Origin of the sequence: Burkholderia sp. NFPP32 (assembly GCF_900119325.1) — a bacterium.
GTDB lineage: Bacteria > Pseudomonadota > Gammaproteobacteria > Burkholderiales > Burkholderiaceae > Burkholderia > Burkholderia pyrrocinia_C.
In genome coordinates this window covers 190,583-217,180 of record NZ_FPJP01000002.1, presented here as the reverse complement: position 1 = coordinate 217,180, position 26,598 = coordinate 190,583, and the positions used below count along the sequence as shown (strand labels likewise).

General features: G+C 67.9%; 25 protein-coding genes and 1 pseudogene. 12 read left to right on the top strand and 14 right to left on the bottom strand.

Annotated elements, in window-relative coordinates:
• The first annotated feature begins 123 nt into the window (after positions 1–123).
• Positions 124–1,491 carry an MFS transporter gene (locus tag BT264_RS05325; protein WP_072436727.1) on the top strand — a complete coding sequence of 456 codons (1,368 nt, stop codon included), beginning with the start codon at positions 124–126 and terminating at the stop codon, positions 1,489–1,491.
• 73 nt (positions 1,492–1,564) lie between these two features.
• On the opposite strand, the gene BT264_RS05320 is transcribed toward BT264_RS05325, so the two are convergent.
• The gene (locus BT264_RS05320) at positions 1,565–1,825 is read right to left on the bottom strand and encodes a hypothetical protein (protein ID WP_256260569.1); all 261 of its coding nucleotides are present in this window, start codon (positions 1,823–1,825) and stop codon (positions 1,565–1,567) included.
• Positions 1,826–1,931: 106 nt separating this feature from the next.
• Between BT264_RS05320 and BT264_RS39540 the strand changes: the two genes are divergently transcribed.
• Positions 1,932–2,231, top strand: coding sequence for a hypothetical protein (locus tag BT264_RS39540; RefSeq protein WP_143156736.1), 300 nt, complete (start codon positions 1,932–1,934; stop codon positions 2,229–2,231).
• Here the strand turns inward: BT264_RS39540 and BT264_RS05315 are convergent.
• The gene (locus BT264_RS05315; protein WP_072436728.1) at positions 2,213–3,013 is read right to left on the bottom strand and encodes an SDR family NAD(P)-dependent oxidoreductase; all 801 of its coding nucleotides are present in this window, start codon (positions 3,011–3,013) and stop codon (positions 2,213–2,215) included. The genes BT264_RS39540 and BT264_RS05315 overlap by 19 nt on opposite strands.
• Positions 3,014–3,148: 135 nt before the next feature.
• Here BT264_RS05315 and BT264_RS05310 point away from each other — a divergent pair, with 135 nt between their 5' ends.
• Positions 3,149–4,108, top strand: a complete 960-nt coding sequence (locus BT264_RS05310) for a GlxA family transcriptional regulator (RefSeq protein WP_072436729.1) — start codon at positions 3,149–3,151, stop codon at positions 4,106–4,108.
• 77 nt (positions 4,109–4,185) lie between these two features.
• On the top strand, positions 4,186–5,334 hold the full coding sequence (locus tag BT264_RS05305) for an epoxide hydrolase family protein (protein WP_072436730.1): 1,149 nt from the start codon (positions 4,186–4,188) through the stop codon (positions 5,332–5,334).
• 102 nt (positions 5,335–5,436) lie between these two features.
• Here the strand turns inward: BT264_RS05305 and BT264_RS05300 are convergent, their stop codons facing one another.
• Both BT264_RS05300 and BT264_RS05295 read right to left on the bottom strand, forming a co-directional pair.
• Positions 5,437–5,928, bottom strand: coding sequence for a 2,4'-dihydroxyacetophenone dioxygenase family protein (locus tag BT264_RS05300; protein ID WP_072436731.1), 492 nt, complete (start codon positions 5,926–5,928; stop codon positions 5,437–5,439).
• A 150-nt stretch (positions 5,929–6,078) separates the two neighbouring features.
• Positions 6,079–7,020 carry a LysR family transcriptional regulator gene (locus tag BT264_RS05295; RefSeq protein ID WP_072436732.1) on the bottom strand — a complete coding sequence of 314 codons (942 nt, stop codon included), beginning with the start codon at positions 7,018–7,020 and terminating at the stop codon, positions 6,079–6,081.
• 105 nt (positions 7,021–7,125) lie between these two features.
• Between BT264_RS05295 and BT264_RS05290 the strand changes: the two genes are divergently transcribed.
• Positions 7,126–8,484 (top strand): omega-aminotransferase AptA, encoded by a 1,359-nt coding sequence (locus BT264_RS05290; RefSeq protein WP_072436920.1) that lies wholly within the window; start codon positions 7,126–7,128, stop codon positions 8,482–8,484.
• A gap of 50 nt (positions 8,485–8,534) precedes the next feature.
• Positions 8,535–10,052 carry a CoA-acylating methylmalonate-semialdehyde dehydrogenase gene (locus BT264_RS05285; RefSeq protein WP_072436733.1) on the top strand — a complete coding sequence of 506 codons (1,518 nt, stop codon included), beginning with the start codon at positions 8,535–8,537 and terminating at the stop codon, positions 10,050–10,052.
• Positions 10,053–10,200: 148 nt separating this feature from the next.
• Here the strand turns inward: BT264_RS05285 and BT264_RS05280 are convergent.
• The 3 genes and pseudogenes from BT264_RS05280 to BT264_RS05270 all read right to left on the bottom strand — a co-directional run bounded on the left by BT264_RS05280 (position 10,201) and on the right by BT264_RS05270 (position 12,969).
• A pseudogene (locus tag BT264_RS05280) lies at positions 10,201–10,571 on the bottom strand (hypothetical protein).
• A gap of 416 nt (positions 10,572–10,987) precedes the next feature.
• Complete coding sequence (locus tag BT264_RS05275; RefSeq protein ID WP_072436921.1) at positions 10,988–11,920, bottom strand: AEC family transporter; 933 nt, start codon at positions 11,918–11,920, stop codon at positions 10,988–10,990.
• Between the two features lie 164 nt (positions 11,921–12,084).
• Positions 12,085–12,969: a LysR family transcriptional regulator gene (locus BT264_RS05270; RefSeq protein ID WP_072436734.1), complete on the bottom strand. Its 885-nt coding sequence runs from the start codon at positions 12,967–12,969 to the stop codon at positions 12,085–12,087.
• 305 nt (positions 12,970–13,274) lie between these two features.
• Between BT264_RS05270 and BT264_RS05265 the strand changes: the two genes are divergently transcribed.
• Positions 13,275–13,652, top strand: coding sequence for a nuclear transport factor 2 family protein (locus tag BT264_RS05265; protein WP_072436735.1), 378 nt, complete (start codon positions 13,275–13,277; stop codon positions 13,650–13,652).
• Positions 13,653–13,718: 66 nt separating this feature from the next.
• On the opposite strand, the gene BT264_RS05260 is transcribed toward BT264_RS05265, so the two are convergent.
• Positions 13,719–14,654, bottom strand: a complete 936-nt coding sequence (locus BT264_RS05260; protein ID WP_072436736.1) for a helix-turn-helix domain-containing protein — start codon at positions 14,652–14,654, stop codon at positions 13,719–13,721.
• Positions 14,655–14,741: 87 nt separating this feature from the next.
• Here BT264_RS05260 and BT264_RS05255 point away from each other — a divergent pair, with 87 nt between their 5' ends.
• Together BT264_RS05255 and BT264_RS05250 are read left to right on the top strand one after the other, a co-directional pair.
• Entirely contained in the window at positions 14,742–16,181 is a 1,440-nt protein-coding gene (locus BT264_RS05255) for a cytochrome P450 (RefSeq protein WP_072436922.1), read from the top strand.
• A gap of 188 nt (positions 16,182–16,369) precedes the next feature.
• Complete coding sequence (locus tag BT264_RS05250; RefSeq protein WP_072436923.1) at positions 16,370–16,675, top strand: panthothenate synthetase; 306 nt, start codon at positions 16,370–16,372, stop codon at positions 16,673–16,675.
• A gap of 72 nt (positions 16,676–16,747) precedes the next feature.
• Here the strand turns inward: BT264_RS05250 and BT264_RS05245 are convergent, their stop codons facing one another.
• Positions 16,748–17,134 (bottom strand): hypothetical protein, encoded by a 387-nt coding sequence (locus BT264_RS05245; protein ID WP_072436737.1) that lies wholly within the window; start codon positions 17,132–17,134, stop codon positions 16,748–16,750.
• Positions 17,135–17,272: 138 nt separating this feature from the next.
• Positions 17,273–18,073, bottom strand: coding sequence for a helix-turn-helix transcriptional regulator (locus BT264_RS05240; protein WP_034179603.1), 801 nt, complete (start codon positions 18,071–18,073; stop codon positions 17,273–17,275).
• Between the two features lie 124 nt (positions 18,074–18,197).
• Between BT264_RS05240 and BT264_RS05235 the strand changes: the two genes are divergently transcribed.
• Together BT264_RS05235 and BT264_RS05230 are read left to right on the top strand one after the other, a co-directional pair.
• Positions 18,198–19,604, top strand: coding sequence for an APC family permease (locus BT264_RS05235; RefSeq protein WP_072436738.1), 1,407 nt, complete (start codon positions 18,198–18,200; stop codon positions 19,602–19,604).
• A gap of 64 nt (positions 19,605–19,668) precedes the next feature.
• The gene (locus tag BT264_RS05230; RefSeq protein WP_072436739.1) at positions 19,669–20,778 is read left to right on the top strand and encodes a DmpA family aminopeptidase; all 1,110 of its coding nucleotides are present in this window, start codon (positions 19,669–19,671) and stop codon (positions 20,776–20,778) included.
• 126 nt (positions 20,779–20,904) lie between these two features.
• Here the strand turns inward: BT264_RS05230 and BT264_RS05225 are convergent, their stop codons facing one another.
• On the bottom strand, positions 20,905–21,117 hold the full coding sequence (locus tag BT264_RS05225) for a hypothetical protein (RefSeq protein ID WP_034179600.1): 213 nt from the start codon (positions 21,115–21,117) through the stop codon (positions 20,905–20,907).
• Between the two features lie 136 nt (positions 21,118–21,253).
• On the bottom strand, positions 21,254–23,437 hold the full coding sequence (locus tag BT264_RS05220; protein WP_072436740.1) for an FUSC family protein: 2,184 nt from the start codon (positions 23,435–23,437) through the stop codon (positions 21,254–21,256).
• 201 nt (positions 23,438–23,638) lie between these two features.
• Between BT264_RS05220 and BT264_RS05215 the strand changes: the two genes are divergently transcribed.
• Complete coding sequence (locus tag BT264_RS05215) at positions 23,639–24,586, top strand: LysR family transcriptional regulator (protein ID WP_072436741.1); 948 nt, start codon at positions 23,639–23,641, stop codon at positions 24,584–24,586.
• A 125-nt stretch (positions 24,587–24,711) separates the two neighbouring features.
• Here BT264_RS05215 and BT264_RS05210 read toward each other — a convergent pair whose 3' ends face one another.
• Both BT264_RS05210 and BT264_RS05205 read right to left on the bottom strand, forming a co-directional pair.
• Positions 24,712–25,014, bottom strand: a complete 303-nt coding sequence (locus BT264_RS05210) for a DUF4148 domain-containing protein (RefSeq protein ID WP_072436742.1) — start codon at positions 25,012–25,014, stop codon at positions 24,712–24,714.
• A gap of 216 nt (positions 25,015–25,230) precedes the next feature.
• Positions 25,231–26,373, bottom strand: coding sequence for a porin (locus tag BT264_RS05205; RefSeq protein ID WP_072436743.1), 1,143 nt, complete (start codon positions 26,371–26,373; stop codon positions 25,231–25,233).
• Positions 26,374–26,598: the final 225 nt, after the last annotated feature.

Genomic DNA, 26,598 nt, shown 5'->3' with positions numbered 1-26,598 from the left:
GTCGCCGTTTCACTGAGGGCGGCGGTTTCCGCCGCCGTATCCGGTCTCACAAGAAAGCAGGGCGCATGCACGCCCTCGGAGACTGCTGCGCGCTCGAATCGCGCGGCCCGTTTGGAGAGAGACATGCCCCAATCGCTTCCCGCCGAAGCAACGCTCGCGCACACGAGCGCTTCGGTATCCTCATCGACGTCGGAATCCGGCGACGCGCGGCTGTTCCGCAAGATCGCGTGGCGGATCGTCCCGTTCCTGTTCCTCTGCTACGTCGTGTCGTTCCTCGACCGCATCAACATCGGCTTCGCGCAGTTGCAGATGAAGCACGATCTCGGCTTCAGCGATGCGATGTACGGCCTCGGCGCCGCGGTGTTCTACGTCGGCTACGTGTTCTGCGAAGTGCCGAGCAACCTGCTGCTCGCGCGTTTCGGCGCGCGCCGCACGTTCACGCGGATCATGCTGCTGTGGGGCATCGCGTCGACCGGGATGATGTTCGTGTCGCAGCCGTCGCATTTCTACGTGCTGCGCTTCCTGCTCGGCGTGTTCGAAGCCGGCTTCTTCCCCGGCATCGTGCTGTACCTGACCTGGTGGTTCCCCGCGAACCGGCGCGCGGCCGCGATCTCGGTGTTCTTCGCGGGCGTCGCGGTGGCCGGCGTGCTCGGCGGCCTGATGTCGGGCTGGATCATGCGCGACATGAGCGGCGTGCTCGGGCTGCACGGCTGGCAATGGATGTTCGCGATCGAGGGTGCGCCGGCGATCCTGCTCGCGTTCGCCGCGTTCACGTTCCTCGTCGACCGTCCGCAGGACGCCGCATGGCTCACGGCCGATGAAAAGGCGCGCGTCGCCGCGCTGTGCGCGGACGGCCGCGGGCATGGCGGCGCGCACGACGGGCGCAGCCTGGCGGCCGCGCTCGCGAACCCGCGCGTGTACCTGTTCGCGTTCATTTATTTCTCGCTGACCTGCGCGTCGCTGACGCTCAATTTCTGGATGCCGCTGATGATCCGCGACTTCGGCGTGACCGACGTCGTTGCCGTGAGCCTCTACACGGTCGTGCCGAATGCGGTCGGTGCGGTCGGGCTGATCCTGATCGCGCGCCGCTCGGACCGCACCGGCGAGCGCCGCAGGCACTTCGCGTGCTGCACGATCGGCGGCGGGCTCGCGCTCGCGGCGCTGACGTTGCACCTGCACAGCTTCGCGGCGATGCTCGCGTGCCTGTCGATCGCGGCGACGCTGATCTTCGCCGCACTGCCGATCTTCTGGGCCGTGCCGACCCGCTACCTGTCGGGCAACGCGGCCGCGGCCGGGATCGCGCTGATCAGCAGCATCGGGATCACGAGCGGCATCGTCAGCCCGTGGGTGATCGGGATCATTCGCACGCGCACGGGCAGCATGGATCTCGCCGTGTACCTGCTGGCCGCGCTGCTGGTCGCCAGCGGCGTCGCGCTGATGCTCGGCGTGAAGGGCGGCGATGCGCTCGTACGAGCGGAAGCTCAACGTTGATCGTGAGGTCGGGCAATCGCGCGGCTGGTGTTGTCGCCGTCCGGTTCGACGCGGGTGGCCCGTATCGCTTCGATTACGCCCGACATACCTCGATCCGGTTGCGGCCGCGTTGCCCGACAGGGAGCGGGGCGGGCAGCGTCCCGTCGGCCGCCAGCACGTGTTGCGTGCCGGCTTCGGCGTGCGCAACGAAAGCGCCGGCCGTGCCGAAATGCGCACGCGCGACGCGGCAGACGGTCTCCAGCTCGGGCGGAGCAAACGCGGGCTGACCGTCGGCCGAACCACGCGCGGCGGCCGGCGCGTCGCCGGCCTCGGTGATGAACATACGGAACCGCATGGTCGAATTCCGCAACGGACGATTGCCCAGGTGATCGGACGAATGCCGACCGGATGATTGCTGCTCGGGAAACTGCGATCGTAGAGCTTACTGTTGCACCAATTGAGTGGCAGTCGGGTTTGAATGGGATTTCAATGCGATCCATTTGCGCTTGCCGGGAAAGAATCCGGGGGTGTTTTCCCGGCGTTTTCCCGGCACGCGGGCGGCCGGACGCCGTGCATCGTCGGTGCCTTCCCGCAGACGAATGAAGCGACCGACGCTCGCCCGGAAATGTGCCGCCGAACACCGGATGACCGTCGGCCGATTCTCCGCATGTAACCTCGTGCCGCAGCACGCCCCGGTGTTCGGCAAGCTTGCCGCCTTCGATCCGCAGGATGTCAGACGCGATCAGCGCGCCGCCGCATAGCGCGGCGCCGGCGTATCGGTCGACAGGTGCGGCGCCATCGTCTGGCGCGCGGCCTCGTACGCATTCCATTCGTCGGCCGCGTGCAGCGACGGAATCGTCACGAGTTCGCCGCGATCGAAGCCGACCAGCGCCGCGTCGACCATGTCGGACGCCGACATCACGATTTCCTTCGGCAGGTGCTCGAGCGGCAGGCCGCCCGTCTGCCAGAAATCGGTGGCCGTCGCGCCGGGCAGCACGGCCTGCACCTGCACACCCTTGCCGCCGAGCTCGTGGTGCAGCGACTGGCTGAACGCGAGCACGAACGCCTTGCTGCCGCCGTACACGCCGTTCAGCGTTTCCGGCGAGATCGCGACGATCGACGAAATGTTGATTACCGCGCCGCGGCCACGGGCGACGAAGCCGGGCACGGCTGCATAGGTGAGGCGCGTGAGCGCGGTCACGTTCAGGTCGATCATCCGCGTCATCGCGTCTACGTCGCTGTCGAGCAGCGGGGCGTGCGTGCCGACACCCGCGTTGTTCACGAGCAGCGTGATGCTCGCATCCTGCTTCAGCTTCGTTTCGACGGCGGCGAGTGCCGCGCGGTCGTTGAGGTCCGCGTCGACGATCTCGACGCTGCGCCGCGTGTCGTTCGTGATGCGCTCGGCGAGGGCGGCCAGCCGGTCGCGGCTGCGCGCGACCAGGATCAGGTCGTAGCCGCGGCGCGCGAGCCGGTCCGCGTAGATTGCGCCGATGCCCGACGACGCGCCGGTAATGAGGGCGGTACCGCGATGTGCTTGAGTCATGATGTCGCTCCGTTTTCGATGAAGTGGCCGAATGGCGTGAATGCATTCTGGCTTCGAATCGCTGCGACACAAATGACGTAGATGGGTATGATTCAGGACACCGGGCCAAACGCACGCCCGGACTGGAGAACACGCATGCACCGAATCGGCTTTCTGATCAGCGACGGTTTCCAGATCATGGCGCTCGCCGCGCAGTCGGTGTTCGAGTACGCGAACATGGGAGCTGGCGAGCCGTTCTACGTGATGGACAATTATTCGGTCGATGGCGGCGACGTGCGCTCGTCGCTCGGGCTGTCGGTCGCCACGCGCGCGCTGCGCGGGCGGATCGCCGTCGATACGTGGATCGTCGCGGGCGTCAACGATCCACTCGCTGCGCCGGCGCCGGCCGGCGTGGTCGCGTTCCTGCGCCGCACGAACGCACGCGCAAGGCGGATCGCCGGCATTTGCACGGGCGCGTTCGTGCTGGCCGAGGCCGGGCTGCTTGCGCAGCGCCGCGCGACGACGCACTGGGCGTTCGGTCGCGACATGCAGCGGCACTACCCGGAGATTCGCGTCGAGGAAGACCGGATCTACATCGTCGACGGGCCGATCTGGACGTCGGCCGGGATGACGGCCGGCCTCGACCTCGCGCTCGCGATGGTGGAAAAGGATCTCGGCGCCGATGCCGCGCGCTCGGTCGCGCACAAGCTCGTGATGCACCAGCGTCGGGCCGGCGGTCAGTCGCAGCATTCGGAAATGCTGGAGCTCGCGCCGAAATCCGACCGGATCCAGAACGCGTTGAACTACGCGCGGCAGAACCTCGGCCGCGCGCTGACCGTCGAGGATCTGGCCGATGCCGTCCACCTGAGCCCGCGGCAGTTCAGCCGCGTGTTTACGCTCGAAACGGGGCAGTCGCCCGCGAAGGCGATCGAGCGGCTGCGGCTAGAGTCCGCGCGGCTGATGATCGAACAGAGCCGCCATCCGCTCGACGTGATCGCGAAGGAGAACGGTTTTCGTGATCGCCGCCATATGCGCGAGGCGTTCGTGCGCGGGTTCGGCGTGCCGCCGCAGGCGATGCGGCGCGATGCGCGCGCGGACGAGCGGGAAACAGGCTGACGCGTGGGCGCGAGCCGTTCGTCGCGGGTCGGAAAAATGGCGCAGAATCTCGTCGATATTCTTCGCGAGGAGACACGATGCACACCGCCCCGTTCAACATTGCGATTCCCGATCACGCGCTTGATGATCTGCGCCGGCGCCTGCGCGACATGCGCGCACCGATGCTGACACCCGCCGGGCCGTGGCAGCAGGGTGTCGACGGCGCGTGGCTGCGCGAACTGACCGCGTACTGGGCCGAACGCTTCGACTGGCGTGCGGTGGAGCGTGCGCTGAACCGGCTACCGCAGTTCGTCGCAGACGCAGGCGGGCAGCGCGTGCATTTCATCCATCGACGCGGCGTCGGGCCGAGGCCTTATCCGCTCGTCGTCACGCACGGCTGGCCGGGCTCCGTATTCGAATTCGACGCGCTGATCGATCGCCTCTGCGACCCGGCGGCGTTCGGCGGCGATCCGGACGATGCGTTCGACGTCGTCGTGCCGTCACTGCCGGGCTTCCTGTTCTCGCCGGCGCCCGCGGCACCCGGCATGTCGGCATTTCAGGTCGCCGACCGCTGGGCGGCGTTGATGTCCGGTCTCGGATATCGACGCTTCGGCGCGCAAGGCGGTGATCTCGGCGCAGGCGTGTCGATTGCGCTCGGCGCGCGACACGCCGACGTGGTGGACGGCATCCATCTGAACTACCTGCCCGGCAGCTACGAGCCTCCGACCGACGCGGCTTCGCCGCTGACCGAGGACGAACAGGCCTTCGTGACGCAGCGCGGCGAGTGGGCCGCGCTGGAAGGCGGATATGCGCATATGCATATGACGAAGCCGCAGACGCTGGCCGTCGCGCTCAACGATTCGCCGGCCGGGCTGGCCGCGTGGATCACCGAGAAATTCCGCACGTGGAGCGATTGCGACGGCGACGTCGCACGGCGGTTTTCGCACGACGTGCTGCTGACCGGAATCTCGCTCTACTGGTTCACCGGCTGCATCGGTTCGTCAATGCAGATGTATTGGGAAAACCGGCTGCAGCCAATGCGCTTCGCGGCCGGGCAACGCGTGGCGGTGCCCGTCGCGTTTGCGCGTTTTCCGAAGGAAATCAGCCACCCGCCGCGCAGCTGGCTCGAACGGGTGTTCGACGTCGTGCAGTGGACCGACATGCCGAGCGGCGGCCATTTTGCTGCGATGGAAGAGCCGGATCTGCTGGCCAACGATATTCGGCGATTTTTCCGGCGTTTTCGGTAATGCGCGGGTAGGCCGGGGAAGCTGGCGAAGTGCGCAGGCGGCCATCCGCGCATTAGCGAGAGCCGGCACCATGCGGATCGTGACGCGACGATGCCGCCTGTCTTACCGTGTGACGAACGGCGCCGCGTCGTCCGGCGCCGTACGCGCATGCTTGCGCTGGCGCAGCAGCGCGACGCGGCAGTTCTCGCGCGCAGTCTCGCGGCCGTCGTCGTCGAGCAGCACGAGATCGCCGCGCATCACGTTGAGCGTGATCACGTCCTCGCCCGGCGCGCCGAGCGTTTCCGGCGTATGCACCGAGCCGGCCGGTTCGAGCACCGTCGAGCCGGCGTGCGCGACCCAGTCGTACTCCAGGTAGCGCCACGCACCCTGCAGCGTATGGACGAACACCTCGCCATCGTGGCGATGGCGCGGCAGCGTGCCGCCGGCCGGCATCTTCAGCAGCGCGGTCAGCGTGTCCTCGGCCGCATTGATGTGCAGATACTTGATCGCCAGCCCCGGCAGGTCGGCGCTCATCGGCAGCCACGGCAGCGCATCGCCGGGCAGGCACGAGATCGGCGGCAGGTCGGTGGAGAGCGGGGCGGACGGTTGCGTCATGGCGGGGCGGCGGAGCGGAAATGGGGAGCCCGCATTATCGCAGAGCCGGATCGCGCGGCCGAACGGCGGCGGTTCGCGTGCGGCGCAGGGCGTTGAACGCGATGCCCGCGCCGCCGTTCCCGCGCGGCGCGGCGCGGACCGTCGCGCCGGCTACGCTTTCACGTCGTGCGCGGCTTCCAGGCACGACTGGAACAGCAGCGCGGCCCGCGACGGCCGCGGCGAGCGCCGCAGCAGGCTCACGAACCGGCACCGGTAGTTGAACCGGTGCGGCGCGATCGGCTGCATCAGCCCCTTGTTTTCGAAGCTTTCCGCGTAATGGTCCGGCAGGAAGCCGAGATAACGGCCGGACAGGATCAGCGTCGCGATCGATTCCTGGTCCGACGCGGTCGCGCTGCGCGTGAGCTTCGCGCGATGGCTCAGTTCCATGTTCGGCGAATGGAAGCCGAGCCCCGCGAACGCGTGGTTGCGGATCGTCGTCCACGTGAGCTTGCCGTGCGGCGCATCGTAGAGCGGATGCTGGCGGCCGCAGTACAGCAGCATCCGTTCGTCGAACAGCTCCGAATACACGAGGCTGCCCGAGTTGCGGTGCGCGGGAATGATCCCGACCTGGTAGCTGTCGTCGATGATCCCGCGCTCGACCTCGTTGATCGACGCGACATGCAGGTTCAGCGCGACGTCGGGTGCCTCGTCCGCGAACCGGCGGATCGCGTCGCCGAGCCGCGCGTTCGGGTTGGTAGCCGTCTTGTCGAACACCGCGATGTGCAGTTCTCCGCCCATCCTGTCGTGAATACCGTCTATCCTGCTGCGAAAGGCCTCCATCGACGCGAGCAGCCGCAGCGTCTCCTCGTACACCGTCTGCCCCTCGGGCGTCAGCGTGAAGCCCGCGCGACCGCGCCGGCACAGCACGAGGCCGACGCGCGTTTCCAGATCCTTCACGTGCCGGCTGATCGTCGAGATGCCGATATTCAGTTCCAGTTCGGCCGCCGCCATCCCGCCGCACTGCACGACGCCCTTGAAGACCCGCAGCAGGCGCAGATCCATGTCGCTGAGCTGCCCGAGCAGCGCGCGGCTCTTCGGTTTCTTTGCTTGCATAGCTGAGCAAGTGAACATTGATATTGCGATATTGAAGAGACTAATTGTCGTCCCGACAATGTGCAACATCATCACAAGAAGGAGGGGCGCGCCGCGCCGACCGACATGACCGACATCACCACCGCCGCGCAGCAGGACGACACGACTATCCGCACCGACGCCGCCTGGCTCGACGCGCACTGGATGCCGTTCACGGCCAACCGCCAGTTCAAGGCCGATCCGCGCATGATCGTGTCGGGCAACGGCGCGTATTACACGGACGCCGAAGGCCGCAAGATCTTCGACGGCCTGTCGGGCCTCTGGTGCACGGGCCTCGGTCACGGCCGCACGGAAATCGTCGAAGCCGTGAGCCGCCAGGTCGCGCAGCTCGACTACGCGCCGGCGTTCCAGTTCGGCCATCCGAAGTCGTTCGAGCTCGCCAACAAGATCAAGGACCTGACGCCGGCCGGCCTCGACTACGTGTTCTTCACGGGTTCGGGCTCGGAAGCGGCCGACACGTCGCTGAAGCTGGCGCGCGCGTACTGGCGCGCGAAGGGCAAGGGCACGAAGACGCGCCTGATCGGCCGCGAGAAGGGCTACCACGGCGTGAACTTCGGCGGCATCTCGGTCGGCGGGATCGGGCCGAACCGCAAGCTGTTCGGCCAGGGCCTCGACGCCGATTTCCTGCCGCACACGCAACTCGCCGAAAACAAGTTCTCGCGCGGGATGCCCGAGCACGGCGCAGAGCTGGCCGACCGCCTGCTCGACCTGATCGCGCTGCACGACGCATCGAACATCGCGGCCGTGATCGTCGAGCCGTTCTCCGGTTCGGCGGGCGTGGTCGTGCCGCCGAAGGGCTATCTGAAGCGGTTGCGCGACATCTGCACCGCGCACGACATCCTGCTGATTTTCGACGAGGTCATCACGGGCTTCGGCCGTGCCGGCGCGATGACGGGCGCCGATGCGTTCGGCGTGACGCCGGACATCCTGAACTTCGCGAAGCAGGTGACGAACGGCGTGCAGCCGCTCGGCGGCGTGGTCGCGACGAAGGAAATCTACGACACGTTCATGGCGGCAGGCGGCCCCGAGTACATGCTCGAATTCCCGCACGGCTACACGTATTCGGCGCACCCGGTCGCGTGTGCGGCCGGCGTCGCGGCGCTCGACCTGCTCGTCAAGGAAGACGCGGTGGCCCGCGTGCGCGACCTCGCGCCGCATTTCGAGGCGGCCGTGCACGGGCTGAAGGGCCAGCGCCACATCGCGGACATCCGCAACTACGGCCTCGCGGCCGGCCTGACGATCGCGGCGCTGCCGGGCGAACCGGCACGGCGCCCGTACGAGATCGCGATGCGCTGCTGGGCGAAGGGCTTCTACGTGCGCTACGGCGGCGACACGATCCAGCTCGCGCCGCCGTTCATCTCGGAGAAGCGCGAGATCGACAACCTGGTCAACGCGCTGTCCGACGCACTGAACGAAGTGGACTGAGCCGCGGCCCGCCCCCAAGCGACAACCGAATTGACGAAAGAGCCAGACAGATGAAACACGACAGCAAGGTGACTTCCACCCTCGGCCACCTGATCGATGGCAAGCGCGTCGACGGCGGCAGCCGCGTCCAGCCGGTGTTCGACCCGGCCACCGGCGAATCGGACAAGAGCGTCGCGCTCGCCGACAAGCTGACCGTCGAAGCCGCGATCGCGTCCGCGCAGGCAGCGTTCCCGGCGTGGCGCAACACGCCGCCGCTGAAGCGCGCCCGTGTGATGAGCCGCTTCAAGACGCTGCTCGAGGAGCACGCCGACGAGCTGTGCGCGCTGATCACGGCCGAGCACGGCAAGGTGCTCGCCGATGCGATGGGCGAACTGCAGCGCGGGATCGAGAACGTCGAATACGCCAGCTACGTGCCCGAGCTGCTGAAGGGCGAGCACAGCAAGAACGTCGGCCCCGCGATCGATTCGTGGAGCGAGTTCCAGGCGCTCGGCGTAGTGGCCGGCATCACGCCGTTCAACTTCCCGGTGATGGTGCCGCTGTGGATGTGGCCGATGGCCGTCGCGTGCGGCAACACGTTCGTGCTGAAGCCGTCCGAGCGCACGCCGTCGTCGACGCTGCGCATGGCCGAGCTCGCGCTCGAGGCCGGCCTGCCGCCGGGCGTGCTGAACGTCGTGAACGGCGACAAGGAAGCGGTCGACACGATCCTGACCGATCCGCGCGTGAAGGCAGTGAGCTTCGTCGGCTCGACGCCGATCGCCGAATACATCTACTCGACCGGCTGTGCGAACGGCAAGCGCGTGCAGGCGCTCGGCGGCGCGAAGAACTTCGCGGTCGTGATGCCCGACGCGGACATCGGCAATGCGGTGAACGCGCTGATGGGCGCCGCGTACGGCTCGTGCGGCGAGCGCTGCATGGCGATTCCGCTGGTCGTCGCGATCGGCGACGAGACGGGCGACCAGGTCGTCGCGGGCCTGAAGGCGGAAATCGACAAGATGAAGGTTGGCCCGGGCAACCGCGCGGGCATCGACATGGGCCCGCTCGTCACGCAGCAGCACTTCGAGAAGGTGACGGGCTTCGTCGAAGCGGGCGTGGCAGCGGGCGCGACGCTCGTCGTCGACGGCCGCGGCGTGAAGGTCGACGGCCATGACGGCGGCTACTACCTCGGCCCGTGCCTGTTCGACAACGTGAAGCCCGGCATGCCGATCTACCAGCACGAGATCTTCGGGCCGGTGCTCGGCGTGATCCGCCTGAAGTCGCTCGACGAGGCGATGGCGCTGATCGACGCGCACGAATACGGTAACGGCACGTGCCTGTTCACGCGCGACGGCGAGGCCGCGCGCTACTTCAGCGACAACATCCAGATCGGCATGGTCGGTATCAACGTGCCGCTGCCGGTGCCCGTCGCGTACCACTCGTTCGGCGGCTGGAAGCGTTCGCTGTTCGGCGACCTGCACGCATACGGCCCGGACGCCGTGCGGTTCTACACGAAGCGCAAGACGATCACGCAGCGCTGGCCGTCTGCCGGCGTGCGCGAAGGGACGGTGTTCAGCTTCCCGTCGAACCGCTGACGCGCATGCCGGCTGCATGCGTCGCCGGCCTGTCGGCTGGCGATGCAAGGTGGCCAACGTGAAGATGCGAAGGCCCGCCCCGGTCGACGACGATCCGGGCGGGCTTTTTTACGTCCGCGCCGGTTGCGCGGACGGCGGCCAATAACGCTTACGGCGCGACCACGTGCCACATGTCCTTGAAGTTTTCGCCGTTGCGGTCGCCCTGTTTCATGTCCTTCGAGAAGAAGTACAGCGGCTTGCCCTTGTACGCCCATTGCGGGCTGCCGTCGTCGCGCTTGACGATCGTGTAGGGCCCGACCGGAACGTCGGTCGCGCTGGCCTTGTACGGCGGCCAGAAGGTTTCGCACTGGCCCGTGCATGCGCTGGTCCCGGCGTTGGGCTTGTCCTTGTCGAAGAGACGGTCATCCCGTTCGCGGCGACGAGCGCGCCGTTTTCGACTTTCGTGATCGAGCCTTGGGCCGAGGCCGAAGCGGATGCAATGGCGAGCAGGGCGGAGCTGACGAGCAACGCGGCTTTCATGAATGCCTCCTGTAATCCGGTGGGCGGCCGCGATCGTGCGCACGGGCGAGCGGGCGCGACGATCGCGATGAATGGTGCCGGAACGCGGTGCCGTTGCCGCCGGTGCGAGCGACTCAGGGTCGGATGGCGACGAACGGGGCGCTTCATTCACGATAGGCGGTTTTTGGCAGGGCTGCGAGAAAGTCGGGGGCGCGTGTCGGCGACGCGTAGGCGGCGCGCAACGGTGCTGCGAGTGCCGTCGCATCCGGTATTCGGGATCCGTCCCCGAGCCTGCGCGGCGTGTGCCGATGCGTCAGCGCCGTGCGCGATTGACCAGAGCGACGCCCGCGATCACGAGCGCGCGCGGCCGACGATGTCGAACCGTGCGATGACTGGCCAGCAGGCTGATTCAGTGGGTATCGGGCGGGGCGGCGCCGTCAGCGAAACGCCGGTGCCGACGCGAGCGCCGTCAGCACGACCGGCATCGCGAGCGCCGCGGCGATCGTCTGGAATGCGGTGATGCCGGCCATCAGCGGCGCGTCGCCGCCGAGCTGGCGGGCCATGATGTACGACGCCGACGATGTCGGCAGCGCCTGGAACAGCAGCGCGACCGTCAGCGCCGCTTCGCCGAGCCCGAACAGGCGGCCGGCCGCGAGCGTAATGAGCGGCATCGCCATGAACTTGAACGCCGACGCGACGCACACCGGCTGCAGCCATGCACGGGCCGCATCGAATTTCAGCGCCGCGCCCACGCACAGCAGGCCGAGCGGCATCGACGCGGCGCCGAGCGCGCGCACGGCCGGCTCGACGGCAGCGGGAAATGCAACACCGCCGGCCTGCATCGAGATTCCGAGCGCGCACGCGACGACGAGCGGATTCGACAGGATCTGCCGCACGAGCGCGCTCGCACCGAGCCGCGTGTCGCCATACCGCGCGAAGACCAGCACGCACATCAGGTTGACGGTCGGGACGATCGCCGCGACGCAGACGGCCGCGAGCGCGATGCCTTGTGCGCCGAACAGCCCGGCGGCGAGTGCGGTGCCGACATAGTTGTTGAAGCGCACCGCGCCCTGGAACACGGACGTGAAGCCGGCGCCGTCGACCCGGACGAACCGACGGACCAGCAGAAGAAGCGCAGCGGCGACGGCGGTCGAACCGACCAGCGCGGCCGCGAGCGGTAAAACGGGCAGCGCTTGGAGTCGCGCGTTCGCGAGGCCGTCCGCGAACAGCGCCGGCAGCAGCACGTAGTAGCAAAGGCGCTCGGCCTGCGGCCAGAACGCATCGGCGATGAAACCCGTGCGACGCAGGCCATGGCCGAACGCGACCAGCAGCGCGACCGGCGCCAGCGCGAGCAGGATCGGGCCGATCATCGGCGCGCCTTCATGCAGGCTGCGTGCAGCGGCTGGCAGGCGGAGCGGCGAAACGACGCGGGAATCCATCCGGCGGGCAACATGGCGACTCGCAATCGAAAGAGTGACGATGCCGCCAAGTTAACACGCGAAATCAACAGGAATAATTGTTAATTATCGGGCGTTCAATGAGAAATTCTCATCGATGACGCGGTGACTTCAGCGGCCAGCGCACGCGCGAAACGCTCGGCCGGACGCGACTGGTGTTCGAGCAGCACGACCGCGCGCCCCATCTGCGGCTGGCCGAACGGCAAGCGCGTGACGGGCGGCAGGCGCGCGAGCGTCGCATCGGGGAGCGCGACGATCGCGGCGCCGAGCCCGCGTGCCACCATGCGTGCGATCGTTTCCGCGCTGTCCAGCACCATCTCTTCACGCACGCGCACGCCGATGCGGCGCAGCTCGGCCGCGATCATGCGGCCGGCCCAGGCCTGTGCGTCGAAGCGGATGAACGGCAGAGCTTCGAGCAGCGTGCCCGCGTCGCGTTCCGCATGGTCCGGCGGCGCGAGCAGCCAGAAGCGATCCTCGTACAGCGTGGTCCACGTCAGCTCCGCCGGATGCGGGCGCACGGGGCGCGTCGTGATCGCCGCATCGAGTTCGCCGGCCGCGACGCGGTTCGCCAGCTCGGCCGACATGCCGGCCGACACGTGCACGCGCAGCGACGGATGTGAGTTGCGCAGCGCGAGCAGCGCGTCGGGCAGCGGGCCGGACAGCGCGGTCTGGATCGCGCCGATCCGCAGGCGGCCGACGAGTTTCTTCTCGTCGCTGAGCGCATCGGGAATCCGGTCGACCATCGCGAGCACCTGCTCGGCCTGCGCGAGCAGGATGTTGCCCGCTTCGGTGAGCACCGGTTGCCGGCGCGAACGGTCGAACAACTGCACGTTGTATTCGCTTTCCAGTGCCTTGATCTGCAGGCTCACCGCCGACTGCGTGAGCCCGATGGCTTCGCCGGCGCGTGCGAAGGTCCGGTATCGGGCGATGGCGACCAGCGTTCTGAATGCGCGTAGTGACATGGACGAAGTGACGTTGGCGACGGGGCCGGCATGCGGATTGCTCGCACGACGGCGGCGGCGTTCGCGTGACACGCTGCACAGGTGCGGCGAGGTCGGCGCGAACCAGCGGAACAAGCGGCCGGCGAGTTCGCGGACATCATGCCCGTGCCCGTCGAATCGGGCAACCGCGGCATTGCCGGCTTACGATGGAAAGCGCGGGCTGCCGGCCGATGCGGGTTCGCGTGGATGGCAACGGACGCGTTCCGCCGAAACATCTGCACCGGTGCGAGCGAGGCTCACGCCGATTCTTCGAGGAGGACACGACGATGCTTCAGAACCCGGGCGACGTTGCGCGCGCGAGCTACCGCGCGTATGCCGACAAGAACCGCGACGCGATCGAAGCGCTGATCGCACCGGATTTCCATTTCACGAGCCCGCTCGACAACCGGCTCGACCGCGACACGTATTTCCGGCGCTGCTGGCCGAACAGCGTGACACTGGCGCGTTTCGATTTCGTCGACGTCGCCGTTCACGGCGAGCACGTATTCGTCGTGTACGTGGCGGAAACGAGCAGCGGCAAGCGGTTCCGGAATGCGGAGCGGTTGCGCGTCCGCCACGGGCGGATCGTCGAGGCGGAAGTGTATTTCGGCTGGAACGTGCCGCACGATGCGCCCGACGGCGGCTTCGTCGAACCGCGCGGTTGAGTGGAGGGCGCGAGCGGGCCGTGCATTGCGAAACGGCTCACCAATGCGGGATCGGCCGCCGCCGCGTCACACCCAGAGCCGATACATCCAGAACGATTCGTCGTCGATGAAGCGTTGCGTGAATTCGCTCGGCGAGAATCCCGTGATGCGCTTGACCTCGCGGCTCAGGTGCGCCTGGTCGGCGAACCCTTCGTCCAGCGCCAGCGTGGCCCAGTTGAACGCGGCGCCGGCTTCGAACCGGTCGCGCGCCGCGAAGAATGTGCTTTCCGTCCTGACGAGCGCCTGCCATTCGCGCAGCGATCGGCCGCTGTAGGTCTTGATGCGCCGTTCGACCTGACGCGGGCTGCGCGTGCCTCGCCACTCGCGCGCTTGCAGCGCGAGCCGCTCGACCCAGCTGCGCCCCGCGTTGCGCAGCGATGACAGCGGCGTCGAGGGCCGAAGCGCCTGCCAGCGGGGCGCGAGGTGGCGATCGATCGCCGCCAGCGCGTCGGCGTCGCGATCCGCGCCGATCAATGCATCGAGCAGCGGGTGCCAGTCGCGGCCGAGGCACGCGTGCGCGTTGAGCACGCGGTCGTGAATGCCCGGCAGCGCGATGCCGAACAGCGTCCGCGCCGCATCGGCGGTGAAACAGATCATGCCGATCAGCCCGCCCGTCGGCGCCCATGCGACGGTGGGGGCCGAATGGCTGCCCGACAGCGTCGCGGCCGCGCCGAAGGGTCGCCATTGCGTGCCGTCGGCCGTGGGTTCGATGAAGCCGACGTCGAGATTCCGATACCACGACACGCAGACGAGCGGCGTGGCCGGAAAGTGCGAGAGTCGCTGCGCGTCGCTCAACGCGAGGCCGCGCGTGTCGTACAGGACGATCGCGACCACCGCGCCCTGCAGCGCGGCCGGCGCGGGATGCAGCCGCGCATGCGGCGACTGTCCGCCGCTTTGCACACGGGGCGCGCGCGCAAGCGGATCGGGGCATGACGGCGGGATCGATGGCGGTCCTGAGAACATGATGCCGGAGTATAGGGACCGGCCGTACGCGTGTCGATGTCGTTTGCGTTCAAGACCGCCGGCTCGCCGATGCGGACAATCCGGCGCATGAACACACGATCCTCTTCCCAATGTCCATTCCATGCGGGCACCGCTGCGCCGGCGCCCGTGCTTCACCCGCCCGGCGTATGGCCGCCGGGGCCGCGTGCCGGCCTGACGGGGTGGGCGCTGCTGCGCGCGATGTCACGCGACCTGATCGGCACGCTGGCCGGCTGGCAGCGCGATTACGGCGACGTCGTGCACTTGCGCGTGTGGCCCGAGCACGCGGTGGTCGTGACCGATCCGGCGCTCGCGCGCGAGCTGCTGGTCACGCATCACGATGCGTTCGGGCGCTGGGAGCGCGCGATCCGCGTCTTCGCGCAGGTCCACGGCCATAGCGTGCTGGTTGCCGAGGGCGATGCGTGGCGCGACAAGCGGCATGCGTTGCAACCGAACTTCATGCCGAAGCCGGTTCAGGCGTTCGTTCCGGCGATCGCGGCGACGGCTGGTCATGCACTCGCGCAGTGGCCCGCGCGCGATCCGGACTGGCCGATCGAAAGCGCGCTGACGTCGTTGGCGATGGACGTGATCATGCGCACGATGTTCTCCGATACGATCGGCGACGATGCGCGTGCGGCCGAGGAGGCGGTGCGGGCGGTGAGCGCTGCGGCCGACGCAGAGTTCTATCAGCCGGCGAGCACGCCGGACTGGATGCCGTGGAAGCGCGGCAAGGCGCGGGCAAAGGCGGTGCTGAACGGGCTGATCGACCGGCAACTGCGTGCGCGCGTCGACATGCCGGAGCGTACGTGGCCCGATGATCTGCTGTCGCGCCTGTTGCGGCTGCATCGGGCGGATGGTCGGAAATGGCCGCTGCAAGCCGTGCACGACGAATGCATGACGGCGTTCCTGGCCGGCCACGAGACGACGGCCGGGGCGCTGACCTGGTGGGCATGGTGCATGGCCACGAATCCGGCCGTGCAAGCCGCCGCGCGCGACGAGGTGTCCCGCGTGCTGGGCGGTCGAGCGCCGTCCGCCGAGACGCGATCTTCGTTGCGCTATCTGGCGCAGACGCTGGACGAAACGCTGCGCCTGTATCCATCCGCGCCGATCCTGATCAGCCGCCGTGCATCGCGGCCGGTCGCGCTGGGCGCATGGCAGTTTCCCGCGCGCACGCTGTTCATGCTGCCGCTGCAGCTCATGCATCTCGACGAACGATGGTTTCCGGCGCCGCATGCGTTCCGTCCGGAGCGCTTCGCCGAAGATGCGCCGGCACCGCCGCGCGGCGCGTACATGCCGTTCGGCTCGGGCCCGCGCGTATGCCTCGGGCAGCATCTGGCGATGACGGAGATGACGGTTGTGGCCGCAATGATCCTGCAGCGTCATGTGTTGTCGGTGCCGCCCGGCATGACACCGCCGCGCGCGGTGTTGAACGTGACGCTGCGGCCGGAGCGGACGTTGCATCTGGCGATCGAACCGACGGGGCTGACGGCCCATGCGGTCTGCGCATGATGTGGGCATAAGCGGTCGATTCGACCCGGCCTGCATCGCGCGGGCGATTGCCGTTTGTGCGACGCGGGGTCATCGAATCGTCGGAATGTGCATGCGTGCCGGCAACTGCTTGCGGCGCCACTGGCGCGGCGCCGCGTAGCACCTATGCTTGAAGGGCCCAGGCCGGGCGGAGCCCAAGGAGGATGGTCATGCGCATGCTTCTCAACATACGAATCCCTCACGAGCCGTTCAACACGCTGGTGCGCGACGGCAGCGTCGGCGACGTGATCTCGCGAATACTCGAAGCGGTCAGGCCGGAGGCCGTGTATTTCACTGAGCAGAGCGGCGGGCGCGGGGCGGTCGTGATCGTCAATCTGGATGACCCGTCGCAGGTCCCGGCGCTCGCGGAGCCGTGGTTCCTGATGTTGAATGCGGACTGCGAGTTTCGCGTGGTGATGCTGCCGGACGATCTCCGGAACGCCGGGCTCGCGCAACTCGGCGCGAAGTGGAGGTAACAGGACGCTGCGCATGACCGTGCCCCTGCCCGAAAACGGGGCGGGCGGCATGGCGCGGCGTTCGCGTGCCGCTTATTGCGCAGACTGTGACGGCTCGACGTTTGCTGCTTGCCTGTCTTTCGGCCGCCGCAGCAGCAACAGCAGGCCGCTCAGCGCAGCCGCGCCCAGGAACATGAAAAAACACCGTTCGTTCCACACGGTCAGGCTGTCGGGAGCAACGCCGCCCGCACTCCCGGCCGCGGCACCGGCTTCCAGCAGGAACGTGAAGACCGCCGGCACCGGCGCGGAACCGAGGTAGGCCAGGAACGCGAACTGCAGCCGGCCGCGCGTCAGGATCGACCAGACATCCTTCCCCATCAGGCAGGCGACCAGCAGCAGCGGCGGCACGAGCACGATCGATGTGGCGCTGATGGCACACAGAAGCAACCAGCCGAGTCCGACGAGCGGAATGAGCGACATGGATCGGGGTTCCTGTTTCCGGGCAACTTCGTTGTCGACGGAACATCCGCGTGTGCTTCACCGGATGACCACGGATTGCGGCGCTCCACGGATATTGCACGATTCCGCGCCCGTTGCCATCCGTGCTGCACGATGCGCTCATCCCGCCGCATCTTCTCCCAGCGCCTGGATGAACCGCGAAAACAGCTCGGGCTGCGACGAAATCCCGAGCTTCGCGTAAAGATGCCGCCGATGCACCTTCACCGTTTCCGGCGAGATCGCCAGCCGCTCGGCAATCGCTTTCGACGAATTGCCGCGCAGCACCATTCTCGCGATCGACATCTCGCGATCGGTCAGCACGCCCGCGCCGAAGCGCGCGAGCGCCTGCTCGACGCGCGCGCCGAGATCGGCGTCGGGCGTCGAGCGCGCGGCGTCGCCCACCAGCCGCCAGTGCTGCCGGATCGTCGCGAGCACCCACGGCATCGCGGCCGTCAGCTTGCCGAGCGGCTCGACGTCGAAGCGCGCGGCCGCGCCGAGCGACAGCGACAGCAGCGTGTCGGCGTTCGGCCGCACGAGGATCTGAATCTCGTCGTCACCGACCGCATCGCGGAAGTAGCTCAGGAAATACTCGCTTTGCCGGAACAGGTCGGGCGCGACTTCCTCGAGCCGGTAGCAGCCGTCGGCGAGCCCGTCGTGCGCGGCCTGCAGGAACGGGTCGAGCAGATATAACCCGTTCAGGTAAAGCGGCACCGGCGACGCCGTATCGGTGCCGCCGGTGTCGTATTCGTCGAGCACGAGCGGCACGCCGTCGCGGCCGATCGCGGTCGCGAGCGCGTTGTCGAACGGCGCCATTTCATTGAGCAGCAGCACAAGGAACCGCCAGAAGCGCGGCTGGCCGAGGTGATCGATTGCGCGGCCAAGCGCCTGGTGCATCGCGATTTCGGAAAAGAGACGATCCATACCACCACCGGAAGGGCGTAACACGAAGGGGGAATAGCGGTCCTGAAATTGGCTTCCTAGACTGCCACGCAATCAATCGGGCCCGAGTATGGGCGTTCAAAAAAGTGCAGCACAGGAGAACGAGATGGCGATGATGTCGGAATCGACGGGCACGCTGCAAGCGGCGCCTGCAACGGAAGACGCGCCGCGCGCGCTGTCGCAGACGCTCAGCGTGCGCGACGCGGTGATGATCACCGTATCGGGCGTGACCCCCGCAAGCTCGATCTTCGTGATCGCGCCGTTCGCGATCCAGCAGGCCGGCAGCGGCGCCGTGCTGTCGTTCCTGCTCGGCGGCGTGCTCGCGCTCGCATTCGCGCTCTGCTATGCGGAGCTCAGCGCCGCGCACCGCAGCGCGGGCGGCGAATACGTGATGGCCAAGCGCGTGTTCGGCACGCTGCCCGGCTACCTGACCTTCATCACGGTGCTGTCCGTCAGCGTGTTCATCCCGGCCGTGCTCGCGAGCGGTGCCGCGCCGTACCTGAACAACGCGCTCGGCACGCACTTCGGCAACCAGTCGGTCGCGCTGACGATCGTGCTGCTCAGCTACCTGCTCGGCATGCTGAACATCAAGACGAATGCATGGATCACCGGCGCGTTTCTCGTCGTCGAGATCGGCGTGCTGATGCTGATCGCGGGGCTCGGTTTCGGCTCGATGCATCGCGGCGCCGACGTGCTGGTCGCGCCGGTCGTCGCGAGCGGCAACGCGCTCGTGCCGGCCACGCTCGCCGCCATCGTGCCCGCGATCGGCACGGCGATCTTCTGCTACAACGGATTCGGTTCGGCCGCATACCTCGCCGAAGACTTGCGCGGCGGCAACCGCAACGTCGCGAAGGCCGTGATCTATTCGCTGCTCGTGATCCTCGTCGTCGAACTGGTTCCGCTCACCGCGATCGTGCTCGGTGCGCCGTCGCTGACGGAACTCACCAAAAGCGCCGACCCGATCGGCTATGTCGTGCGTTCGCTGAGCAACCCGGCCGTGTCGCGCGTGGTCAGCGCCGGGATCTTCCTGTCGGTGTTCAACGCGATCATCGCGATCGTGATCACGATGGGCCGCCTGTTGTACAGCAGCGGCCGGCACGCGCTCTGGTCGCGCACCTGCAACCGTGCGTTCTCGACGATCCATCCGCGCCTGGAATCGCCGTGGCTCGCGACGATCGCGCTCGCGGTGCCGTCGGCGGGGCTCGTGTTCGTGTCGAGCCTCGACGAGCTGACCGCGTTCACGGTCGACCTGCTGCTGCTGATTTACCTGGTCGTCGGGCTGGCCGCGCTCGCGAGCCGGTTCGTGCGCCGCGACGTCGAACATCACTACCGGATGCCGCTGTGGCCCGTGACGCCGCTCGTCGCGGTGGCGGGTGCCGCGTACACGCTCTACACGACGCTGGCGACGGCGACGAAGCCGACCGACCTGATCATCATCGCGGGGCTGCTGGTTGCCGCACTCGTGATGTATGTCGTCTGGGCGCGCCACAGCGAAGCATTCCGCGCGCTCTGAACGCCGGATCGTCACGTTGCAGCACCGAAACACCGAACCATTGAAAGACTGGAGGAATTGCATCATGCGCACGAGGGATCTCGGCATCCGCATCGGACTCGGCACGCCGGGCCGCTTCAACGCGATCACGGACGTTCCGGGCGTGCGGGTCGGACATTGCACGCTGAACGTCGAGAACGGCGACGCATCGATCCGCACCGGCGTCACCGTCATCGAGCCGCGCGCGGGCGCCGCGCACGATTCGCCGTGTTTCGCGGGCGTGCACGTGCTGAACGGCAACGGCGATGCGACAGGGCTCGAATGGATCCGCGAGGCCGGCCTGCTGACGACGCCGATCGCCTATACGAACACGCACAGCGTCGGTGCGGTGCGCGACGCGCTCGTCGCGAACGAGCGGGAAGCGGCGGCCGGCCGCGTGTACTGGTGCATGCCGGTCGTGATGGAAACCTACGACGGGCTGCTGAACGACATCTGGGGGCAGCACGTGAGCGCCGCGCACGTGCAGCGCGCGCTGGCCGCCGCGCAGTCGGGGCCGGTCGCCGAAGGCGGCGTGGGCGGCGGTACGGGCATGATCTGCCACGAGTTCAAGGGCGGCATCGGCACCGCGTCGCGCGTGCTCGCGGCCGATGCGGGCGGCTGGACCGTCGGCGCGCTCGTGCAGGCGAACTACGGCGTGCGCGAGATGCTGCGCGTGGCCGGTTATCCGGTCGGCGAAGTGCTGCGGCACGTGCATTCACCGTTCCGCGCACCCGGCGCGACAGGCGAGGCCGGCATGGGCTCGATCGTCGTGACGATCGCGACCGATGCGCCGCTGCTGCCGCATCAATGCACGCGCCTCGCACAGCGCGCGAGCGTTGGGCTCGCACGCGTCGGCGGCGGCACCGAGGATTCGAGCGGCGACATCTTCCTTGCGTTCGCAACGGGCAACGACGGGCTGCCGGCCGCGAACTACGGCAGCAAGGGCGCGCCGACCACCGGCGTGAAGATGGTCAACAACGACCATATTTCCGCGCTGTTCGTCGCGGCGGCCGAGGCGGTGGAGGAAGCGATCGTGAATGCGCTCGTCGCGGGCGGCGACGTCGAATCGCGCGGTGCGCGGGTCGAAGGGCTCGGGCAGGCGCGCCTGCTGGATGCGTTGCGCGAAGTGGGGTGGCGGCCGGGGCGCGGCGCCTGAAACGGCATGCGCCGCTTCAATCGAAGCGGCGTGGAGCGGGGCAGTGCAGCGATCGGCCGGTCCGCCGCCCGCCCGCGGACTGGATGCGGGCGATGCGGGCCAGGCCGTGACGACGCGGCGTCATGCTCAGCTGCCGAAGTAGATGTTGCAGAAGCTGACGGGGCCGACACAGGCGTTCGGGTCTTCCTGCTTCGACTGCGAACGATCGACGCGGCCTGCGGCCTTGACGGCTTCGGTGCGATTCGCCTGTTGCGGTGCGGCGTCGGCCGGCGCCGGCTGTGCGTGGGCGACAGCAGCGGTCAGCGACAGGGCAACGAGGGCGAGGTGCAGCGGCTTCATTTTGTTTCTCCTGGGTGAGTGCCAGTCTCGCTGGCAGTGAGGAAACTATAGGCTCGCACTGCTTAAAGATTAATCACCGCGCCTGTAGAGCTTATTTCCATTCGGAACAAGGATCCCGTTGCACGCGCATCGATGTTCAATGGCGGCGCCGGTTGAACGGCGCGTCCTTGTCGAGCAGCGCGCTGCGCATGAAGTGCAGGCAGCCGACGATCCGCTGCATGCGGCGTCGCTCGTCGGGCACGGCGTACCACGCTTGCAGCGTGTGCTGAGCGGCGCGGATCGCGAGATTCACCGATTTCAGCGTGCGCGCATGGTGGCCGGGCGTCGGATCGTCGAAGAAGCGCGGCAGCTCGTGCAGCACCGCGTCGATCGAACCGGTCCAGCGCAGCATCTGCGGCGGTTTCGCTTCACAGAACGCGTGCAGTTCGTCGCGCAGGTCGATCACCGCATGGCCGACCTCGAGCGTCGACAGCATCCAGCGCAGCGCGTCGCGATGCTGCCGCGTGCGTCGCACGAGCAGCGTGCGCAACTGCGCCATCAGGTCGTGCGTGCTCGACTGGAAGCGCTGCGCGAGGCCGTCCGGCGCGCCTTCGCACGCAAGCGTGACCTGGCGGCGCAGATCGTGCGCGATGCGGCCCGTGAGCCACGGCATGTGGGTGGGGAACACGACCGCGAACACGAGCGAGCACGCGAGCATCGCGACGACGACGGCCAGCCCGTTGTTGATGAGCACCTCGGGCGTATACGCGATTGCGTTGTCGGGGCCCGCGAGCAGGCAGAAGAACACCGCGAAGCCGATCCCGTAACCGGACAGGCCCGGCCGCATCGCGAGAAACGCGCCGAGGCCGAGCACCGGCGCGAGCGTTGCGCACAGCAGCGGGAAGCCGTCGATGTTCGGATACACGTAGCACAGGAACAGGTAGCCGACGGCAGTCGCGAACGCCGCGCCGACGCCCATCTGCGCGACGAACTTCGGTGCGCGCGGCGACGTCGAGCTGAGCGCGCACGCGATCGCGGTAGCGATCACCGCGAGCGAGCCGCTCGGCCACTCCGACGCGATCCAGAACGCGCTCATCGCACCGACGGCGATGACCGTGCGCAGGAACGCGAAGCCGACGAAGAACGAATTGGTCTTCACCGCGTAATGCGTGACGGAGCGCTCGAATGCGTGATCGTCCTGGTCGAGCGATGCGTAGGTATCGGCGTAGCCGAGATACTCGCCGATGAAGCGGTACAGCAGCTCGATCGCGGTATCGAAATCGAGCAGGCCGCCGGCCGCGTGTTCCTCGATGGTCCGCCGCGACGCGCGCGCGGCCTTCGGCAACGCGCCATGGAAGCGGCGCAGTTCGAGCAGCGCGCCGGTGGCCGGTGCGATGCCGTGCTGCCGCTCGTCGCGCAATGCGGCGAACCGCTGCGCGAGCGCGTCGACGTGCGGCGCGAGCGCGTCGAGCACCGCGTCGGAGCCGTTCGCGCGCAGGCGCTTGACGAGCTGGTGCAGCGCATGCAGCCGCGTGCATGCGTTCATGAACTCGCTGTTCAGCCGTGCGAGCCGCCGGCTGCGTGCGCGAATGTGCGGATCCTCGAACGACGCGAATGCGCGGTTCGCTTCGAAGCCGACGATGTCGTCGACGAAATCGGCGAAGCGCCGTTCGAAATCGCCGCGTGCGACGTCGCCCGCGAGCGCGCCGGCCGTGAACGCCGCGAACGTCGTGTGGCGCGTGTTCAGCGAGCGCATCAGCGCCTTCGCGGAACTGAGCGGCAGGATCAACGCGCTGACCGCGCCCGAGCATGCGATGCCGAGCGCGACTTCCGCGGCGCGCGTGAGCGCGGACTGGAACAGCGTCTGCGGCGTCATCACCGCCGGCAGGCCGATCAGCGCGGCCGTGTAGCCGGCGAGCACGAAGCCGTACCAGCGGAAGTGGCGGTTGCGTACCGCCAGCGCGATGCAGCCGCCGATCCACAGCGTGATGCCGGCCATGTACAGTTCGGGCTGCTGCGCGAACAGCCCGCCGAGCGCGAGCGCGGCGACGAGGCCGGCCGCCGTGCCGAGCATGCGGTAGAAACTCTTCGCGAACACCATCCCCGACAGCGGCTGCATCAGCACGAACACGGTCGTCATCGCCGTGCGCGGCTGCGACATCTCGAGACGCATCGCGATGCCCATCGCAAGGAGGGCCGCGAACACGGTCTTCGCGAGGTGCAGCCAGATCAGCCCGTCGCTGACGGCCCAGTCGCGCGCCGCGTCGCCGAGCGGATCGAGCCATGATCGCCATCGTGCCGGTTCGATGGAAGGTCGCTCGATCGCAGGTTGTGGCTTCATGAAAAGAGGGGGCCCGTGCGGGGCCCGGCGAAGTGCCGCGGCCCGTCGAAACGGGTCCGTTCGACTGGTGAGGCGCCGATTGTAGGAGTGCGGCGCCCGCGCATTAACGCAGCTATGGGGAAACGATAGTTGCAGCCGGAGTAACAATCTGTCGCATTCAGTGGAGGAAAATAGCGCCTCCGCTACAGGTTGCTCACAGGAATGGATACCCTACAAAACATGCGGGTGTTTTCGCGCGTCGTCGAGACCGGCAGCTTCACGGCCGCCGCACAATCGCTGAATTCGACGACGGGCGCGATGTCGCGCGCGGTGTCGGAGCTCGAGGCGCGCCTGCGCACCCGTCTGATGAATCGCTCGACGCGCCGCCTCGCGCTGACGTCGGCCGGCGAAAGCTATCTGCGGCGCTGCCGCCAGATCCTCGCCGACGTCGACCGCGCGGAAGAAGAGGCGAGCTGCGCGCACGAACGGCCGGCCGGCGTGCTGCGCATGCACAGCTTCGCGAGTGTCGGTCATCACTATGTATTGCCCGCGCTGACCCGCTATCACGCGCAGTTCCCGGGCGTGTCGATCGAACTGTCGCTGTCGCAGCGCATGCCCGACCTGTTCGACGGCACGAGCGACATGGCCGTCGTGACCGCGTCGTCGCTGCCCGATTCGGAACTGGTGTCGCACCTGCTCGGCTCGACGTTCAGCATCCTGTGCGCGTCGCCCGACTATGTGAAACGGCACGGCGTGCCGGCCCGTCCGCAGGATCTCGCCGCACATGCGTGCCTGACGCTGTGTACGCCCGCGTTCCCGACGCACGAATGGGTGCTCGAAGGGCCCGAAGGCGTCGAGCAGATCCACGTTGCCGGGCCGGTGCAGACCAATACGGCCGAATCGCTCGCACTCGCGATCCGCGACGGCATCGGGGTCGGCATGCTGCCGCTGTACTCGGCGATCGACGCACTGCGCGACGGCACGCTCGTGCGCGTGCTGCCCGCGCATATCCTGCAGAAGATGAACGTGTATGCGCTGTATCCGTCGCGCCGCTTCGTCGACGCGAAGGTGCGGACCTGGGTCGAGATGCTGCGCGCGCAGGTGCCGGGGATGATCGCGCGCGACGTCGAGATGCTGAACGCGATCGACCGCGAACCGCAGGCGGCCTGAGCGCCGGGCGCGCAGCGGGAGGTCGATACGTTGCGTGGGCCGGTGATCAGGCTTCTTCATGCAAACGCGACATGCGCGCCGCCCGCAGCACACGATTCATGCGGGCGGCGCGCTTCATCACATCGTCACAGCGCGGGTTTCGCCGCCGTGCCCGATTCGGTTGCCGGCTCGCCGGCCGGGCCGTATGCGGCCTGCGCAGCCTTCCGTTGCGCGAGACGCTTCGCCTGCAGTCGTTCCTGTGCCGCCATGATGTCTTCCGGATAGTTGCCGGCTTCACCGCGCGCGGGGTTGTAGCCGACCGACTCGAGATCGACCAGTTCCTGCAGCACCTGCGCGCGCGTGACGGGCGACTTCGCCGACTGGGCGAACGACAGGGCCGGCGCGGCAAGCAGGACGGCAGCGGCGGCGGTAACGACGAGCGATTTCACGAGGTTCTCCTGGGTGAGGGGTAGACGTTCGGTTCGACGCGCGATGCGCGCTCCGGACCTTCGATACGAGTCTACGCAGCGCTTGTGCGCGCAAAAACCCCGATTCCAGGCAGGCAGCCTTCCAGATGGAACAACATTGGGGCGCGTCGCCCGCAGCGACCGAACCCGCGTGCGAACGCGGGTTCGTTGCCGGCGGGCGACGTTGCGTCACACCGGTCAGAACCGCGTGCGCATGCCGATCGCGCCGACGATCTGGTTCGGCGTGCTCGACGCGCCGCCCGAACCGTTGATGAACGCCTGGTAGCCGCGTCCCGACGCATGCTGGTACATCGCTTCCGCATACAGGTCGGTGCGGCGCGACAGCTTGTACACGGCCTGCAGGTCGACCTGGTGCCACTTCGGATCGGTACCGTGCTTGCTGTCCGGGTTCGACACGCTGGCGTCCGTGTACACGTAAGCCGCACCGAGGCTGACCGCCGGCGTCACCGCATAACGCACGTTCACGTCGTAGTTGTTGAACGCGACCTGGCCGCTGGAGCCGAACGAGCCCGTGTTGTCGTACTGCGAGCGTGTATAGACGAAGCCGACGGTCGCCGGGCCGAACACGTAGCTGACGCCGCCGCCGTACGAGCGCATGCGGTCCGAGCCGATCGACCAGCCGCCCTGGTTCACGCTCTTCGCTTCGGCAGAATCGGTCGCGCCGGGGCTGGCGCTCGTCGAGCCCTTCGTGCCGTTCATCTGCAGGTACGCGCCGGCCAGCTTCAACGGGCCGTTCGTGTAGCTCGCCGCGACGCTGTACGCGCGGTTCGCGCTGAAGTTCGTCGAGTTGGAGAACGCGTACATCGCGCCGACCTTGAAGCCCGCGACCGTATCGCTCGTGTACTTGACCGCGTTGTTGATACGCAGCGAGTGGTTCAGGTTGTCGTTGTCGAACGGATGCGCGAAGCCCGCATCGCCGAAGTCGCCGGCCGTCGCGGACAGCGGCGCGACGAAGTCGACCATCGTGTCGTACTGGCGGCCGAGCGTCAGCGTGCCGTAGCCGTTACCGCTCAGGCCGACATACGCGTGGCGGCCGAACAGCTTGCCGTCCTGGCCGAGCGCGCCGTTGTTCGCGTTGAAGCCGTTCTCCAGCACGAACAGCGCCTTCACGCCGCCGCCGAGATCCTCGGTGCCGCGCAGGCCGAAGCGGCTGCCGTTGATCGTGCCGGTGGTCAGGCGCCACAGCGATGCGCCGCCGGCGTTGTTGGTATAGGCGATGCCGGCGTCGATCAGGCCGTACAGCGTGACCGAGCTTTGCGCGTGGGCGAGCGGGGCGAACAGCGCGGCCGCGCAAGCGCCGGCGATGAGGGTTTTTTTCATGGTGAAGCTCCTGCGTGTGGGACTGGAAACGAAAGTTCGGCGCAAGTATAGGAATGCACGGCGCGCGCAAGGCCGCCGGCGCGGCGAGCGCACCTTTCCGGATCCGGCAAGAGTCCTTCACAAAACTGACACGACGCGCCGAGCGCACCCGAGGCCGGCCGTTTTTGTGCGATGGCCTGCACGCGGCATTCGCCCGGCGCGACCTGGCTGTCGCGCCGTTGCAAC